At 56.2% G+C, this 16771-nt stretch carries 13 protein-coding genes; 2 read left to right on the top strand and 11 right to left on the bottom strand.

Annotation, left to right across the window (positions count from 1 at the left end; all coding sequences use genetic code 11):
• Positions 1–27: 27 nt before the first annotated feature.
• Both D8M41_RS03790 and leuS read right to left on the bottom strand, forming a co-directional pair.
• Positions 28–975, bottom strand: a complete 948-nt coding sequence (locus D8M41_RS03790; protein ID WP_126926434.1) for a DegV family protein — start codon at positions 973–975, stop codon at positions 28–30.
• A gap of 155 nt (positions 976–1130) precedes the next feature.
• Positions 1131–3632: a leucine--tRNA ligase gene (leuS, locus tag D8M41_RS03785; protein ID WP_371873034.1), complete on the bottom strand. Its 2502-nt coding sequence runs from the start codon at positions 3630–3632 to the stop codon at positions 1131–1133.
• Between the two features lie 257 nt (positions 3633–3889).
• On the opposite strand from leuS, the gene D8M41_RS03780 reads away from it, so the two are divergent.
• Together D8M41_RS03780 and D8M41_RS03775 are read left to right on the top strand one after the other, a co-directional pair.
• On the top strand, positions 3890–4843 hold the full coding sequence (locus tag D8M41_RS03780) for an alpha/beta fold hydrolase (RefSeq protein ID WP_174232407.1): 954 nt from the start codon (positions 3890–3892) through the stop codon (positions 4841–4843).
• Between the two features lie 49 nt (positions 4844–4892).
• On the top strand, positions 4893–6035 hold the full coding sequence (locus D8M41_RS03775) for a glycosyltransferase family 4 protein (protein ID WP_126926431.1): 1143 nt from the start codon (positions 4893–4895) through the stop codon (positions 6033–6035).
• A gap of 475 nt (positions 6036–6510) precedes the next feature.
• Here D8M41_RS03775 and D8M41_RS03770 read toward each other — a convergent pair whose 3' ends face one another.
• The 9 genes from D8M41_RS03770 to mihF form a co-directional block, all read right to left on the bottom strand.
• The gene (locus tag D8M41_RS03770; RefSeq protein WP_238693464.1) at positions 6511–7797 is read right to left on the bottom strand and encodes an AAA family ATPase; all 1287 of its coding nucleotides are present in this window, start codon (positions 7795–7797) and stop codon (positions 6511–6513) included.
• A complete protein-coding gene (locus D8M41_RS03765) occupies positions 7724–8815 on the bottom strand; it encodes a hypothetical protein (protein ID WP_126926430.1) in 1092 nt (363 codons plus the stop codon). Before D8M41_RS03765 ends, D8M41_RS03770 begins: the two co-directional genes overlap by 74 nt.
• Positions 8816–8875: 60 nt before the next feature.
• Positions 8876–9682 (bottom strand): RNA ligase family protein, encoded by an 807-nt coding sequence (locus tag D8M41_RS03760; protein WP_126926429.1) that lies wholly within the window; start codon positions 9680–9682, stop codon positions 8876–8878.
• A 308-nt stretch (positions 9683–9990) separates the two neighbouring features.
• The gene (locus D8M41_RS03755; RefSeq protein WP_126926428.1) at positions 9991–12378 is read right to left on the bottom strand and encodes a primosomal protein N' family DNA-binding protein; all 2388 of its coding nucleotides are present in this window, start codon (positions 12376–12378) and stop codon (positions 9991–9993) included.
• Complete coding sequence (gene metK / locus D8M41_RS03750) at positions 12378–13586, bottom strand: methionine adenosyltransferase (RefSeq protein WP_023133043.1); 1209 nt, start codon at positions 13584–13586, stop codon at positions 12378–12380. The genes D8M41_RS03755 and metK overlap by 1 nt, the downstream gene beginning before the upstream one ends.
• 104 nt (positions 13587–13690) lie before the next feature.
• Positions 13691–15013 carry a bifunctional phosphopantothenoylcysteine decarboxylase/phosphopantothenate synthase gene (locus D8M41_RS03745; protein WP_023133042.1) on the bottom strand — a complete coding sequence of 441 codons (1323 nt, stop codon included), beginning with the start codon at positions 15011–15013 and terminating at the stop codon, positions 13691–13693.
• A gap of 17 nt (positions 15014–15030) precedes the next feature.
• Positions 15031–15489, bottom strand: coding sequence for a DNA-directed RNA polymerase subunit omega (rpoZ, locus tag D8M41_RS03740; protein WP_037234483.1), 459 nt, complete (start codon positions 15487–15489; stop codon positions 15031–15033).
• Between the two features lie 185 nt (positions 15490–15674).
• A complete protein-coding gene (gmk, locus tag D8M41_RS03735; protein WP_006887171.1) occupies positions 15675–16244 on the bottom strand; it encodes a guanylate kinase in 570 nt (189 codons plus the stop codon).
• A complete protein-coding gene (gene mihF / locus D8M41_RS03730) occupies positions 16244–16603 on the bottom strand; it encodes an integration host factor, actinobacterial type (protein ID WP_006887219.1) in 360 nt (119 codons plus the stop codon). Before mihF ends, gmk begins: the two co-directional genes overlap by 1 nt.
• Positions 16604–16771 lie beyond the last annotated feature (168 nt).

Genomic DNA, 16771 nt, shown 5'->3' with positions numbered 1-16771 from the left:
TTATGACCCTACGAACCGGTAATGGGCTTAGTACACGATTGCCGCTAGAGCACCCGGGCCTGAATGCGCGGCCAACACGGGCGGCAGGGGGCTAAGAGCGGCATCCAAAGCGTACGCACCCAAGGATTCTTGCAGGGTTTTAGCTTCTGTAAGGTTGCCCATATGGTGCAGTGCCACCACGTGACCGGTTGGCCGCACGCCGTGTTTCGCCGCCGCATCCGCAGGCGGTTTTTTCACTGAGCGGTGTTTTGCGCAGGCTTCACGAATAATCTGCGTGAGACGTTCTTTCGCACGTGTTGCGGTGCGGGGCCGCTCAACATAGGTCAGTTTTCCATCTGCAACCGTACCAATGGGCTTAATCTGGAACATCTGCCCGACCATCGCTAAGGCGGGCGAGACACGGCCCCCGCGGCGGAGCGCATCAAGGGTGGGAATGTAGAAATAAATATCGGTTGCGGCGCATATGCTGGTGACTATTTCGGCGAGCTCCTCAGGGGTGTCGCAGGTATCGGCCACTTTGTGGGCGTGCAGTGCCGCGTGCCCGTAGGCCCCAGCAATAGTGCGGGAGTCGAGCACGGTCACTCGCGCTTTAGAAAGCTGCGCACCTACCCGAGCGGCTTCAACGGTTCCAGAGAGCTCTCCTGAAAGGTGTATCGACAGAATATGCTCGTACCCTTCGTCAACGAGGGCGTCGTAGGTATCGGCAAAAACACCGGGTGCGGGGCCGGAGGTATTGACCGTGTTCCCCAGAACATGCGCCATGAGGATGGCTTCGTCCATCTCTTCGGGGCCCAGGCCAGTCACATCGCGGGTGTTTGTCTCGGTTCGGGGCCCCCGGATTCCTGCGCGCACGGTTGCTTCTTGGATGGCTACCGGCATGGGTACCACGGCAAAGCCGCCGCGTTTTTGCCGCTCCTTAAGATTTTCAGGGGTAATGGCGGCGGCTGAGTCTGTCACAATGGCGATGCGTCCCATAGAGCACCCTCCTGAATCTTGAAAATGCGGTGTTTTCTGCGCTGACCGACTTTCTCATCATAGCTAAAAAGACACGGCTAAAAAGAACGGTGCCGCCGGAAGAAAACACTTTTCGGGTTTTCTTCCGGCGGCACCGCATTAACGTTCTGAAAACGCTAGATGACGATATTCACCAGCTTAGGGGCTCGCACAATCACCTTACGGATTTCGGAGCCTTCCACCAGCTTCGCGATGGTCTCATCCTCCAAGGCTTGTTTTTCAAGCTCAGCCTCAGAAATATCCTTGGATACCTCAAGGCGTGCCTTCACTTTACCCTTGATCTGCACGATTGCGGTGACGGTATCATCCACCAGCAGGGACTCGTCCACCTGCGGGAAACCTGCGGTCAGTACCGGGTTATCGTGCCCCAGGGCGTGCCACATGTCCTCGGCGGTGTACGGCGCGAAGAGCGACAGCAAAATCGCAATAGTCTCGGCGGCTTCGCGCACGGTGGGGTCTGCTCCCCCGGGGCCCGAATCGATAGCCTTACGGGTAGCGTTCACCAGCTCCATAGTCTTGGCGACCACTACGTTGAACTTGCCCGCATCAAGAAGCTGCTTCACATCGTGTACGGTACGCGCCACCAGCTTGTGCAGGTTCGCATCGCCGGATGCCGCATCCACACCAGGTTCGGAGGTAACGTCTTGAGCAACACGCCATGCGCGCGCCAAGAACTTCTGCGAACCGGCGGGCGAAACATCCGCCCAGTCCACATCATCTTCGGGCGGGGATGCGAAGATCATGGTGGTGCGCACCGCATCCACACCGAACTGATCAAGCTGCTCACCCAGGTTTACACCGTTGCCGAGCGATTTCGACATGGCCTTACCGCCGTTGAGAACCTGCCCCTGATTCATAAGGGCTTTGAACGGCTCGCCGTGCTCAATCAGCCCCAGATCGCGAATAACCTTGGTAAAGAAACGCGCATACAGAAGGTGCAGAATCGCGTGTTCCACACCGCCCACGTACATATCAACCGCGCCCCACTCCCTGATCGCCTGCGGGTCGAAGGGGCCGTCAGCGTAGCGGGGTGAAACATAGCGCAGGAAGTACCAGGAGGAATCCACGAAGGTATCCATGGTGTCGGAATCGCGGCGGGCGCTCTTACCGCACTTCGGGCAGGGAACCATAGCCCAGTCATCGGCGGCAGCAAGGGGTGACTGTCCCTTGGGTGCCAGCTGTTCACCGCGCAGATTATCCGGCAGCAGAACCGGCAGCTGTTCCTCAGGAACCAGTACTTCGCCGCAGTCTTCACAGTGAATCACGGGAATAGGCGTGCCCCAGAAACGCTGGCGCGAGAGCAACCAGTCTCGCAGGCGGTAAATAACTTTACCTTCGCCGGTTCCGGCGGCCTCAACCAGCTCGGTGGCCTTCGCAATAGCTTCTGCCTTGGGAAGGCCGGTCAGCTCACCAGAATTAATGAGCACCCCATCGCCCGCAGTGGCGATACCCGACTCGGCAGGGTCTTCCGCGCCCTCAACATCGAGCACCGTCACGATCGGCAGGTCAAATTTCTTGGCAAAGTCAAGGTCGCGCTGATCGTGCGCGGGCACCGCCATAATAGCACCGGTACCGTAATCGGCAAGTACGTAATCGGAGGCCCACACCGGCAGTTTCGCACCGTTTAGCGGGTTAATTGCGTAACGCCCGGTGAACATGCCGGTCTTCTCACGCTCAGATGACTGGCGGTCAATATCGCTGAGCGCCTTAATCTGCTCGCGGTAGTCTTCTAGCGCCTGTGCCTGTTCGGGGGCCACAATCTGCTCGGCGAAGGCAGAGTCGGCGGCAACAACAATAAAGGTTGAACCGTAGAGGGTATCCGGTCGGGTGGTGAAGACCGTGAAGGATTCGGTGGGCTGCGCCTCGGTAGCCTCAATTTCGAAACGAACCTCGGCACCTTCGGAACGCCCAATCCAGTTGCGCTGCATCAGCAGCACACGCTCGGGCCATTTGCCCTCAAGCTGCTCCATATCGTCAAGAAGCTGCTGGGCGTAGTCGGTGATCTTGAAGTACCACTGGTTCAGCGATTTTTTGGTGACCGTGGTGCCGCATCGTTCGCAGGCACCGTTAACCACCTGCTCGTTTGCGAGCACGGTCTGGTCTTTGGGGCACCAGTTCACCATCGAGTCTTTGCGGTACGCCAGGCCTTTCTTATAGAACTGCTCGAAAAGCCATTGGGTCCACTTGTAGTATTCGGGGTCTGAGGTGTGCAGGCGGCGGTTCCAGTCCACGGCGATAGCGTAGCGTTTGAAGGATTCTGCCTGCGTGTCAATATTCTTGTAGGTCCACTCTTTCGGGTGGGTGCCGTTCTTAATGGCAGCGTTTTCTGCGGGCAGGCCGAAGGAGTCCCAGCCGATGGGGTGCAGAACGTCGTAGCCGCATTGCTTGTAGTAGCGGGCGTTCATGTCTCCAATGGCGAATGCCTCTGCGTGGCCCATGTGCAGGTCGCCTGAGGGGTACGGGAACATGTCTAGCACGTAGCGGCGGCCTTTGGGGGCGTTGCCGGTGGGCTTGTACACGCCTGTTTTCTCCCAGTAGGGGCGCCATTTTGCTTCCTGCGCCCGGAAGTCGTACGCGTTTTCGGTGCGTTCGGTCTCTACCTCAGCAGACACTGCGATTCCTTCGTGTGTTGGTTCCGTACTGTGCTGGCGCTCTGCACTCGGCGGGTTCGCGGGGGATCGTCCGGGCTGGCACCAACCTAACCCGTCTATTTTAGCGTGAACCGAGAAACGTTTCTTTATATGTGCCGCTCCGTCTCGGTTTTCAGAAGATGGGCGCGGGCGGTGGCGGGGTTTTCGTGTTATTCAGCACATACACAGCTACATCCCGTAGGATGAAGGGTATTCCTGTTTTCTTTCGGCCGGAAGGTTTTTCTGTGACTACTCCCGCGACTGTGCTTGAAGGTGTGCCTGGCCCCCTGATTCCCGGCACCTGCCATGAGGCTGTTTTGGCGGGGGTCCGCACCCGCTACTGGCAGTACGGGCTGGGTATGAATACGGGTGTTTTTTATTCGAAGGATTTTCCGAAGGTTCTGATGGTGCACGGGTTCCGGGGGGATCATCATGGGCTTGAGATTATTGCGAACCGATTGTTGGCGCTCATGCCTGGGGCGGATGTTATTAGCCCGGATTTGCCGGGTTTTGGCCGCTCTGATGAGCTGAGCGGGCAGGTGAGTATTGAGAGCTATGTGCAGTGGCTTCACGCTTTGATTGAGCGGGTTGCCTCTAGGCAGAAGGTTCTTCTGGTGGGCCATTCGTTCGGGTCGATTGTGGCTGCCGCCTATGCGGCTGCGCACCCTGAGACGCTGGACAGGCTGTGCCTGATTAACCCTATTAGTGAACCAGCCCTTGAGGGGAAGCATCAGGCTGGCCCCGCGTTGGCGTCGTTCTACTACTGGGTGGGTGCGTCTTTGCCGGAGCGGATGGGCTATGCACTGCTGCGGTCGCAACTGATTACGCGCGCTACCAGTGAGGTGATGATGCGTTCGAAAGACCCGCTGATGCGCCGGTTCATTAATGGGCAGCATGCGGCGTATTTTGGGTCTTTTGCGTCCCGGAGAGGTGTGCTTGAGGCGTACCGGGTGTCGATTTCGAAGACTGCGGCGCAGTATGCCCCGCAGATTAGGGTGCCGGTGCAGATGCTGGTGGCTGAGGATGATGACCTTGGCACAGTGGAGACGGCGGACGCCATGTTTGAGGCTCTTGAGGGCCGCTCGCAGTCCCCAGGCCAGCGTTTTGATTTGATCCCTGAGGTTGGGCACCTAATTCATTATGAGACTCCCACCCTGGCGGCACGGCTGATCGCCGATTTTGTGCGTGAAGAGTTTTAGCCGCTAACTGCACCGCCCCGTTATTGACTGCCTGAAGGAGGCTCCTTCTGTGAAGCTTATGGTTGACGCCCGGTATACGCGCATTGGTTTTCATGATGGTATTAGCCGGTACACTGCCTCGCTGCTGGGGGCGTTAAAGGAGCTGATGGATTCCAGTACCCCTGAGGTTGCCGATGTGCAGCTGGTAATGGTGATTAGTGACGAACGCCAACTGCAGATGCTGCCTGATCTGCCGCATGTAAAGATTTGTTCACCGACCGGCCCCCTGGAACCAACTGCGGCGCTTCAGCTGAATAAGTATAAGCCGGATGTGGTATTTTCGCCCATGCAGACGATCGGGTCTGTGGGGCGTAAGTTCAAGCTGGTGCTGACCCTGCATGACCTGATTTATTACGACCACCCGACCCCTCCGGGGTTTTTGCCTGCGCCGGTGCGGGCGGGGTGGCGGCTGTTCCATAAGAGCTACACACCGCAGCGTATGCTGCTGAACCGGGCCGATGCCGTGGTGACGGTTTCGGAGTCTACGGCACGGCTGATTCGTGAGCACCGACTGACGGAGAAGCCGCTGCACGTGGTGCCGAACGCCCCGCAGCCGGGGTCGGTGGTGAGCGAGGACGAGGCTCTGCGCCGTGCAAAGTCACGGGCTGAGGGCGCGAGCAGGCACCTGGTGTATATGGGATCGTTCATGCCGTATAAGAATGTGGAGACTCTGCTGTACGCCATGCGTGAGCTGCCGGGGTACACGCTGCATCTGCTGTCGAAGATGCCGGATGCGCGCCGCGCCGAGCTTGAAGAGCAGGGGCTGCTCTCTCCCCTGGCGGCAGGCTCGAACGTGGTGGTGCACAACGGGGTCTCTGATGAGGAGTATGCGGAACTGTTAGAGTCTGCGCACGCACTGGTGACAGCTTCACGAGCCGAGGGGTACGGCCTGCCCGTGGTGGAGGCGCAGGCGGCGGGCTGCCCCGCCGTGATTAGCGATATCGATATTTTCCGCGAGATCGCCCCACACGCCGTTTTCGCTCCTGTCACCGAAGACCCGCAAGCAGATGCCCGCGTCTGGGCTGAGGCAATCCGCTCCCTCGAAGACAACGCAGTACGTGACCGCGTGATCCTCGAAGGACTACAAGATGCTTCACATTATTCCTGGCGCGACTCGGCATTGAAGCTGGTGAGAATTGTGAGGGGACTATAAACTAAAAATTAATTTGTAGATTACCTTAGAGGGTTATTCATTTGGGGTGGTTTTATAGCCAGAAAAACAATCCCCGGACCACGGAAAATACTCTCTGATACGAGGTGAGAGGTCTGTGGAACACAGCAAGGAGTAACCGCCAGCATATGAAGTGCACCATACGCTCGATGATGAGGCGGTGGTGGTTGATCTGACGGCTCAGGTGCCTGTCGTCTTTACAACGTCGGACGGAGCTGGCTGCTGCCCTCAACGGTCGGCTTTGTTTTAGGACGCGTCCTGAAAGCCGCACTCAAGAAAAAACATAAGGCTTAAATCACAAAACGAAGGTCGTCTGAAAGATTTCAGACGACCTTTTTATATTCAATTCAGGAAACATCAATGAAGTCGCAGACGGTAATCGGTTTACGCGAAAATCGTTTGCTGTGAGTTTAGATAGGGCAGGGCATGATAAATGGTCCTTCTGCTTTTTGTATTTTTAATCAGAAACCACAAAATCCACTGTATTCGCTTCGCTGTAATCGGGGATTTCCAGTTTGTTGATCATACGGTGTATCACATCATTCGGCACGGAATGTTCGCGGTTACGGTTTTGCGACAGCAATTGCGTGTAAGGCACTTCCAAATAAATCAGGTGTACCCGCGCGCCGTAGTCGGCGAACATAGGCAGCCACTTGCTGCGCAGGTCGCGGTTGAGGTTGGTGGCGTTGAAGACAAATGACGTGCGGGCGCGCAGGTATTCTTTTGCCTGCTCTTTACCCAAGCGCACGGCTTCTGCGCTGTGTTTCGGGTTGGCGGGGTCGAGTTTGTGCTCGCGGCGGATGTCGTCCAGCGACAGCATGGGCAGATGGGCAAGGTGTTGCCTGATGTAACTGTCTTTGCCGCTGCCTGCTATGGCGCACATGACGTATACGTCAAAGGTTCGGTCGTCAAACGGCTGGTAATCGGGCATGTCTCTGCGGCCGTTGAGATAGAGATAGCGGCCGTAATCGCTGGCGAAATTACGCGCTTTGCCCCAGCAGCTGTTTTCTTCGCACAGCTCGCGGAACAAGTCGATGCGCAGCAGGATATCCTGTTGGTCGCGGCAGATGCGACCTAGAACGTCGGCTTTGGCAAGCATAGCGAGGTGAGCGGTATTGACCTGCAAAGAAGCGGCGATGACGGCGCGTTCCGGACTCGGTTTGTCGATTGCCCACAGAGGCAGTCCATGCAGACGCACGAGTTTGGCTATCGCTTCGCGCACGGCAAACGGCGTGGCAAGTTCGGTGTAAAGCAGGGCGCGGGCAGTGTATTCACCTTTTTTGGCATGGTTAGGCGACACAATCCGCTCTTTGCCGTCTTGGATCTCGCGTTTGGTGGTGCTGCGTTTTTCTACATCATGCAGCATGGCGGCGGTAAACAAGATATGTTGCTCCTGCTCGCTGAGCGCTTGGAATTCGGGCAGTTGCAGCAGGGCTTCGCATACCATTTTAGTATGGACGAATACATCGCCTTCTGCGTGCCATTCAGGATCCTGCGGCACGTTTTTCATATCGGCAAACCAACTGAAGCGATGCTCCAAGGCTTGCCAGTCGGGAAGTTTGCCGGGTGTGTAATGGGGGAATGTCCACATGGTAGTCTTTCTTATTATTGGATGACTTGACTTCAGGTCGTCTGAAAACAATGCTTGGGCAATGATGTCTGGTATCAAATTACTCAAATACGAACTGTTCGAAATCTGGATACATGCAAACTGTGATTTGTTCACGACCATGTTTTTGCGCAAGTGCTTGCATTTCCTTTTGTATGGCTGCTTTTTCATGACCGATACCCAAATTTTCGATGTGCTGGTTTTCGATAATCGGGATATAGATATCCAAATTCGGCTGCGTAGCATTTTGCACAGCAAACTCTCGAATAGAGTGGCTGTACGCTACTTCGCTAAAATCAGTTAGGTTTTTACACGAAGCAATCTTCACTCTGCGTAAATGTTTTAAGCCAGCCACTTTGGGAAAACGGGTAATGCCGTTAAGGGTTTCCACGAACAAAAACTGTAACCCCTGCATCTGGGATACAAAGTCCAAGTTTTCCAGTTTGGGTAGCCTCCACAATTGTAGATATTTCAATTTGAGCAGTTGCGCGGCAGCATCTATGTTTTCAAAGCTACATAGTTGCAGAGTGAGAAATTGGAGATTTTTCAACCCGTTTATGAAGTCAATGTGCTGTGGCTTGGAAATGCTGCGTAGCGTAAGTTTTTCCAGCGCGCTCAGGCTAGAAACAGCTTTGTCTAGATTTTTTTCCAAGTTGAGTAGTGAAAGCGTTTCCAAATGCTGAAAGCTGGTTAAAACGCTTAAATCTGATTTGGCGGATTTTGTTTTGGAACACAAATACAGTTCTTGCAGTTTTGGATTCACGCCGTTTAGGAAATTCAGGTTGCCGAAGCCGTTGTCGGCACTCAGTACCAAACTTTTCAGGCTTTGAAATTCTGCCAGTTTTTCCAAATTGCGGATGATGCTGTTGTTACCGCCGACTTCAATTGAAAGGTTTTCTAAGTCAGTAAAACTGGCAATCCAATCTACATCGAAATTTGAATACGCATAAAAGCGTAGATGGATGGACGGATGGTGTTGTAGCACTTCTTCCCATAGAACAGGGAAAATCGTCTGTAAATTTGCACCTTCGCTAAATTGAATACGATCCAGTTCATGGACTTTGTTTTTGTACTGGTGCAAATCTTGGAGAAATTCGGCAAAGTTGCTGTTGATTTCCCAAAACTTCGGGAGACCATAGATATATCCGCCCATGCTTTCCTTTCTTTTTATTTAAGTTATCGAATTATAATATTTTTCATTTAAATACGGGTTTCAGGCCGTCTGAAACTGCCAGCTTTGCCAATGGTATTTATCATAATCGATAAGACGGGCGGGCTTCCAAGTTTTTGTCCAATGCACATCGGTTTTAACGTGTTTGGCGCGAACAAGTTTAAAGAGATTGTCAAACTCGTTGGACTGTACGGGCAGGTTACCGTTGTTGGTGGCAAAATCAGCGGCGTTGCGGATGACGAAGCCTTCGCTGCATGCTTCGCCTGTTTTCGGGTCGTAGCCGCCGAGTTTGCCTGCGGTTTGCACGCTGTCTGTCCATGTTGCACCTAAATTGGCGAGCAGCCATTGCTCCAAAGCGGTGTCTTCGTCGGTGTATTTTTGGGTGAAGTCGGCAAGCGGATGCACGATGGGAAGTTCGGGGACTGTGGGGAAGTCGAACAGCTGGGCATAGAATTTGACTTCTTCCCACGACAGCCAATGTCCGCCGCGGCGGACGGCAAACAGGTAAAAATAGCTTTCCAACTGCGAATAGGCGATGGAGTGGATGCCGTACATGTTTTCGCCGAAAAGTTCGAGGTCACCCAAGTCGTCTTTGATGTGCTGCCAGCGTTGCAGCAGCGGTTTGTCCCACGGATGTTGGGTGGGGGCGGCATGGCTGCGGGCATAAAGACCGTGGGCGGCGAAGCAGTTGTTTTGCCCGTCCAGCTTTTCGGTCAATACCAATTGCGGCAGAGTAGCGAAATGCGTGAGGTAGCCGCGAGGCATAAAGCGGTCGTCTGAAGTTGTGCCCAAGCTGATGGGTGCGTGCAGGCTGCGGGCGTATTTTTGTGGTTCGGTATTCGCTATCATGATTTGTCCTTGAAATTTATTTTTTTAAGTTTTTCGGATGGTTTCTGCGGCTGATTATATTTTTCTACTGTATCGCTTTGTTTAGACACCAAAAGTTGATCAATCTAAAGCCGACGATGGTTTCGTAGTTTTCCGAATTGGGAAACTCTTCGAGGTCCAGCGCGCGTTACGTCGGCGAGCGGTGTGGCGCCGTCCACCAGCTACGTATCTTCGGTATGGCACCTTCTTCGAGAAAAACTCATATATGTATGAAATATTTCTATAACTTTTAGAGTAAAGTAAATGGCAGCTAGAATGAAGCTTAGTGATTAGACAACATCCAAACCATCACAGCGGACCTGAACCGCCCCGACACGCTTGAGTGCCGAGAGCGCCGCACGCACGGAACGCAGTTCATGGGTAACCTGCGGCGCCTGTGCATAGGTGAAGAAGAGAATAGCGCGCCAGTCCCCAGGTACTGCATCCTCGGCCCCTGACGGTGAAGACTCAGATATATCGCCCTCTCCCCCGCTCTCAACACCGGCATGCACAGACTGGTACGCGAAGAAATCTTCATCCAGCGGCACAGGCCCGGTCACGCGTACACCTTCTGGCAGGTTCAGCTCCGTCAGGAACGCCTGCACATCATCCTCAGCGCCCGTAATAGCCGCCGTGCGCACCGCCGGGGGCAGCCCAATTTGTGACCGCTCATCCAGCTCAAACCGGGCGAACCCAGCAGGGTCCCACCGCACCAGCGCCTGCTCCACCGGCGAGGGTGACGCCGTTGTCACCACAACCCCGCCCTGCGCCGCAGAACGCACCAGCGCCGCCGCATTAAACCAGCGCCGCAACGCGGCCTCTGGGGCGCGCAAAGAATCAAAACGCAGCATCGCATCCGCATCCAGCAGCAGCGCCGCAGCGTAACCGCCCTTAGCAACCGGCTCAGCCCCGGGGGTGGCCACCACCAGCGCAGGCTCAGCCCCCACAAAGGCACGCACATGATCCCCCGCCGAAGAAACCACCGGAACGTTCGGGAACGCCCGCCCCAGCTCCTCCGCTGTGCGCAGCGCACCCACAGCACCAGAACGCCACCGTTCACAACCGCACTCCGTGCACCGCCACTGCTGCGCCAGGTGCCCGCACCAGGTGCATCCCGGCACCGCCGAACCATGCGAAAGCGCCAGCGGGCCACGGCACACCGTGCACCTGGCAGGCATACGGCACCACTGGCACGAAAACGACGGCACATACCCAGCGCGTGCAACCTGCACCAGCACCGGGCCACGCTGCAACGCCTTACGAGCCTCAATAAACGCCAACTGCGGAATACGCGCCACCGCCGCCAACGGGTCACGCGCCAGCTGGTACTCATCCCCCGTCGAATGCACCCGCGGCGAAAACTCACGCACCACTTGCCGCGGCGCCACCAGGTGAGACGCCCAGCGGGTACGCACCAGCCGCGCCGCCTCGCTACTGACGGCATACCCCGCGAACAGGGCCGCCGCCCCCGCAGCCTGCGCCCGCAGCAGCAGCACATCACGCGCATGGCAGTACGGGGCGCGGCGCTCCACCAGTGAGGAATCCCCATCATCCCAACACACCACCAGCCCCAGGTGAGCCACCGGCGCATACGCAGCCGCGCGTGTACCAATCACAATAGGAACCAGCCCCAGCCGTGCCTTCACATAGGCGTGATACCTGCTGTGCGGCCCCTCCCCAGAGCTTAGCCGTGTAAACAAACTCGCCGGGGCGCGCTCACTCAGCGCCGCCTCAAGACGGTCAAGGCTTTTCTGATCGGGCACCACCGCAATAGCGCCACGGCCACCCGCCGCGCACGCCACCAGTGCAACCGCCAACAAATCAGCCCAATCATTCTCAGGATGCGCCGGCAGCACACTCAACACCGCGCGTGCTGGCTCCCCATCCGCCAGATCGGCCATAAACTCCGGGCCGTTCTCGTAGTCGTCAAAAGCCGACGTATCACACAGCCCGGGCGGATCCGCAGTAAACGGGGCGAACCCGCCCAGCAGAAACGCACGTACCGCCTCAATCTGGGCAGCATCGGCGCTACCCGTCGTCTCGGGTGTGTTGGGAGCTTCTTCAGCACCATCTGCATAATTATTCGTATCCGGGGCGTTCTCCGCCGCAGGGTCACCATTGCCCAAACCGGCCAGCTCAGAGAACCCCGGCAGGTGCCCCTCATAACGTTTATCCAGTGCGGCAATACGCGGCGCCACCGCCAACCGAAGCACATTCGCCACCGTTGAAGCGTACCGGTCAGCCAGCGCCTCAGCCAGCTCAAAAACCTCGGGCGCAACCACCGGAACCCGCGAAAGTACCGCTAGTAGGGGCAACAGGCGCTGTGGATAATCTGTAGATTCGGCACGTTCCGTAATAAAGCCGCTCACCCGCTGCCCATTAAAATGCACACGCACCCGCGCACCCGGCACCGCATCCTCACTCATCTTCTCAGGCACCCGGTAATCAAACACCCTATCAAGATGCGGCAACGTACTATCAACCCGCACCCGCGCCACCGGGAACGGCACACCACTAGCCGCAAGAGCCTCATGAGGGTCCTGCGGCGGCTGGGGGGCAGAAGCATACAGGGCATCAGCAATGGCAGGAAATCCCTGCAACAGATCAGGCTGCTGCAGGGATTGCTGCTCACGCGCACCAGAAGTGGCGTTTAACCGCTCGTCAGCGGGGTACGGCATTACGAGGCTGACACCGCCGAACGTAGAGCCTCAACACGGTCAAGACGCTCCCACGTGAACTCCGGTTCGGTGCGCCCAAAATGGCCGTGCGCGGCGGTCTTCTTATAGATGGGGCGGCGCAGATCAAGGTCATTAATAATAGCCAGCGGCCGCAAATCAAAGACCTCACGAATAGCTTTCTCAATCTTCGCCGGATCAACCTTCTCAGTGCCGAACGTCTCAACGTACAGGCCCACCGGGGATGCCTGGCCAATAGCGTACGCCACCTGAACCTCAGCCCGATCCGCCAGCCCGGCCGCAACCACGTTCTTCGCCACCCAGCGCATGGCGTACGCCGCCGAGCGGTCCACCTTCGACGGGTCCTTCCCTGAGAAAGCGCCGCCGCCGTGCCGCGCCGAACCGCCGTAGGTATCAACAATAATCTTACGGCCGGTCAAACCTGCATCCCCCACGGGGCCGCCCTGCACAAAACGGCCCGCCGGGTTAATAATGAACTTCGTGTTCGAGGTATCAAGTTCCAGCCCGGAGAGCACCGGCAAAATCACCTGGTTCTTCACATCAGCCGCCAAATCGGCAAGATCATAGTCAGCTGTGTGCTGTGTAGAGACCACAATCGTATCCACCGAAACCGGGGTGTTATTGCTGTCATACCCCAGTGTTACCTGGGTTTTGCCGTCGGGTCGCAGATTCACCAGGGTGCCGTTCTTACGCACCTTTGTCAGCTTCTCAGAGAGCCGATGCGCCAGCCACACCGGGGCGGGCATGAACACGTTCGTCTCGTTCGATGCATACCCAAACATGATGCCCTGATCTCCCGCACCCTGCCGGTCATAGTCATCAACGGCCACACCGGTACGGGCCTCAAGCGACTCATACACGCCCGCATTAATATCGGGTGACTGCTCGCCGATCGACACCGAGACGCCGCAGAACTCACCATCAAAACCACGGGTTGAAGAGTCATAACCAATACCCAAGATTGTTTCACGCACAATCGCTGGAATCTCAACGTAACTAGAAGTGGTTACCTCACCGGCAACATGAACCTGACCGGTTGTCACCATTGTCTCAACGGCAACGTTCGCCACCGGGTCCTGGGCAATAATGCCGTCAAGAATAGCATCTGAAATCTGGTCACAAATCTTATCTGGGTGGCCCTCAGTCACCGACTCACTGGTGAACAGGCGCAAATGGGAATTAGTGCTCATGGTCTTTACTCTACTCTGTTTCTCAGGCACGAGGAGTGCACGGGGCCGTTATGAAGTCTTGTCACAAATATTACGGACTGTGACGCTCAACCGCGCACAGAAGCTCATAAATATGTTGCAAGGGTGGTGAGGATACCCCGTGATACTTCCTCCTTAGACCCCGAAAAAACGGGGGCTTCATCAGTGAGGGAAGAAATCAGCGTCACAGTGTTCTCATCAGTTCCGAACCCCTGACTGATACCCACCGTGTTCACCGCCAAAAAATCGCAGCCTTTACGGGTAAGCTTCTCACGCCCCAGCTCAAGCGGGGTTTTATCTGGTGAACCGGTTTCGGCGGCAAACCCAACAATCAGGCGCGGCCCGTTCCCCAGCTGCTGGCGGCGCTGAACCACCTCACGCAGAATATCCGGGTTACGCACCAGGCGAATCACCGGGTTATCGTCGGGGTCAGCAGTTTTCTTAATCTTGTACTCAGCGTAATCCGCCGGGCGAAAATCGGCCACCGCCGCGGACATCACCAGCGCATCCGCGCCGGAGATTGACTCCAGCACCGCCCACTGCAGGTCGGCGGCACTCACCACACGGGTCAGCTCAACACCGTCGGGGGCGGGCACCTCAAGGTTCGCACCAATCAGGTGCACCGAAGCGCCCATATCGCGGGCAGCCTGCGCCAACGCTACGCCCTGTTTACCGGTTGAACGGTTCCCCAAAAAACGTACCGGGTCCAGTGCCTCACGGGTGCCCCCGGCGGTAATAACGATGCGTTTACCCGCCAGAAGCCCAGGCTCAGGTTCTATGCTTGGCGCAGATAAACTGTCAGAGTCTTCCGTTGAACCAGCGTGCACCGGGTGCGTTGGTGCGTACCCCGGAGTTTGCGAAGGATGCTCCTTCCCTTTTGGGAACTCTGCAATCACACGCTGTGCCGCCTCAAAGATATCTTCAGGCTCCGGTAGGCGCCCCACACCAGAATCTGGCCCCGTTAAACGGCCCACGGCAGGCTCAATCAGGTGATACCCGTACCCACGCAGAATACGCACATTCTCCCGGGTGGCCGGATGCTCCCACATCTGCGTGTGCATTGCCGGGGCAAGAATCACCGGGGCATGCGTGGTCAGCACCGTAGCAGACAGCAAATCATCAGCCCGCCCAGAAGCTAACCGCGCCAATAAATCGGCGGTTGCCGGGGCAATAACCACCGCATCCGCAAGCTCAGCCTGGCGCACATGATTCACCTGCGGAACCTGCTCAAAGACGCTCGTATGCACAGGGTTGCCGCTGAGCGCCTCAAGGGTTGGTTTACCCACAAACTCAAGGGCGGTATTGGTGGGCATAGCAATTACTTCGTGCCCGGCTTTACCGAAAAGACGAAGGAGCATCGCCGCCTTATACGCGGCGATGCCCCCTCCAATACCAACGATAATGCGCATGGTATTAAATAAAATCCTTACTCAGCGGAGTCGTCGAGAACAACCTCTTCAATCGCAATGACTTCTTCGGTGCCCGCAGGAATGTACTCTTCCTCAACGGCGGCGCTCATGAAGTCAGCCTCATCAATACCGAGCATAGCTGCCGAGAAGTCCTCGTGTACCAGCTGGCCGTTCTCATCAAAACGACCGTCGGGGATGTGCTCAGCAACAATCTGATCGCTCATAATCTCACGCATGGCAACCGACAGGGCCTTATCATTCGGTTCGGAATCAACCAGCGGGCCAACATGCTCACCGGTGTTCTCCTGCAGGTTTGCGTAGTATGCATTAATCTGGCGGGCACGGCGGGCACCGAAAATCACCAGGCCGTACTTAGACTCCGCCTTCTCAATCAGCGCATCGGCGCTGGGGTTCACAATACCCTCAGGCGCGGTGCCATCGACGAAGTTGTAGTCCTCTTTGGTTTCGTTTGCCACAGAAACTCCAATATATGTTGTGTTCTTCTTCAGTGCCGACACCCATGTGATGCGGGTTCAGCCAAAACTAAAGAACTATTCTACCCTGTCACAACCCAAAAATCACGTACAGGCTGTACCTGGCACGGTTAGCTTGAGCACGCCACGGCAGCAGGTACACCCACTCTATCAGAGCAGCAGATGGGCTACTGTGCGGGCTCGGCCCCAATGAGCTGGGCAATTTCATGTGCCGCCCGCTCAACCGTATCGTTTACCACGGTCACATCAAACTCGCTCTCGGCGGCAAGCTCAACTTTTGCGGTCTCAAGACGGCGCTGCTGCTCCTGCTCTGACTCGGTGCCGCGCCCCGTCAAGCGGGACACCAGCTCCTCCCAGCTTGGCGGCGCTAGGAAAACCAGCTGCGCCTGCGGCATAGACTTACGAATCTGACGTGCACCCTGCAGGTCAATCTCAAGAATCACCGGGCGGCCAGCATCCAACGCCTGCTGCACTTTAGCGCGGGGGGTGCCGTATTTATTTTTACCGTGCACCACCGCGTACTCCAGCATTTGCCCCTCATCAATCATGCGGTCAAACTCATCCATAGAGACGAAGTAGTAGTGCACGCCCTCCTCTTCGCCCGGCCGCGGTTCCCGTGTGGTTGCCGATACAGAGAACCACACCTGCGGGTAGTGTTCACGAATGTACTGGCATACGGTGCCTTTACCCACAGCGGTGGGTCCGGCCAAGACGGTAAGAGTAGGCTTAGCGGTCATTAGTTATCCTTTTTGACCCGTCGAGCGCGGTCAAAGTAGCGTGTGTGACGATTAAAATACTCAACCATTTTACGCCGCTGGTGCACGCCTAAACCACCTAGGCGGCGTGTTGGTGCAATCTCTAGTTCAGAAATAATCTTTGTAGCCCGCACGGCCCCAATACCGGGTAGCGCACGAAGCATCTGCCCCACCGGCATTTTAGCCAGGGCAGGGTCAGTGTCGATCATGTCAAGAACCTGACGTACGGTAAGTTCACGATTAGTAAGTGCTTGCTTAATTTCTTGACGGTGTGTACGAGCTAAGAGTGCTTTCTCACGCGCGTCTGCGCGCGCCTGCTCGGTTAACGGAGATAGCGGCACGAAGGGCTCCCATCTGCGGAAGAAGTAATATCTATGCCTATAAGTTAGCACGCCGGAACGACTCATTTTTACCAAAACGTTATTTTAGGGATTACGGTTTATAAAGATTTGGTGTAGTTTTGGCGGAAATACGCGGAAAAATCAGTGCAGAAAAAATATTTATAAATC

The sequence above is a fragment of the Rothia sp. HSID18069 genome (genome assembly GCF_003989155.1).
GTDB lineage: Bacteria > Actinomycetota > Actinomycetes > Actinomycetales > Micrococcaceae > Rothia > Rothia aeria.
The sequence above is the reverse complement of the archived record's forward strand: the minus strand, read 5'-3'. Positions and strand labels throughout refer to the sequence as shown.

Bases quoted from the DNA above. Each gene is read 5' to 3' on its own strand.
- D8M41_RS03790 (WP_126926434.1), bottom strand. From the start codon at position 975: ATGGGACGCATCGCCATTGTGACAGACTCAGCCGCCGCCATTACCCCT.
- D8M41_RS03765 (WP_126926430.1), bottom strand. From the start codon at position 8,815: ATGGGCGGATATATCTATGGTCTCCCGAAGTTTTGGGAAATCAACAGC.
- D8M41_RS03760 (WP_126926429.1), bottom strand. From the start codon at position 9,682: ATGATAGCGAATACCGAACCACAAAAATACGCCCGCAGCCTGCACGCA.
- D8M41_RS03755 (WP_126926428.1), bottom strand. From the start codon at position 12,378: ATGCCGTACCCCGCTGACGAGCGGTTAAACGCCACTTCTGGTGCGCGT.
- metK (WP_023133043.1), bottom strand. From the start codon at position 13,586: ATGAGCACTAATTCCCATTTGCGCCTGTTCACCAGTGAGTCGGTGACT.
- D8M41_RS03745 (WP_023133042.1), bottom strand. From the start codon at position 15,013: ATGCGCATTATCGTTGGTATTGGAGGGGGCATCGCCGCGTATAAGGCG.
- gmk (WP_006887171.1), bottom strand. From the start codon at position 16,244: ATGACCGCTAAGCCTACTCTTACCGTCTTGGCCGGACCCACCGCTGTG.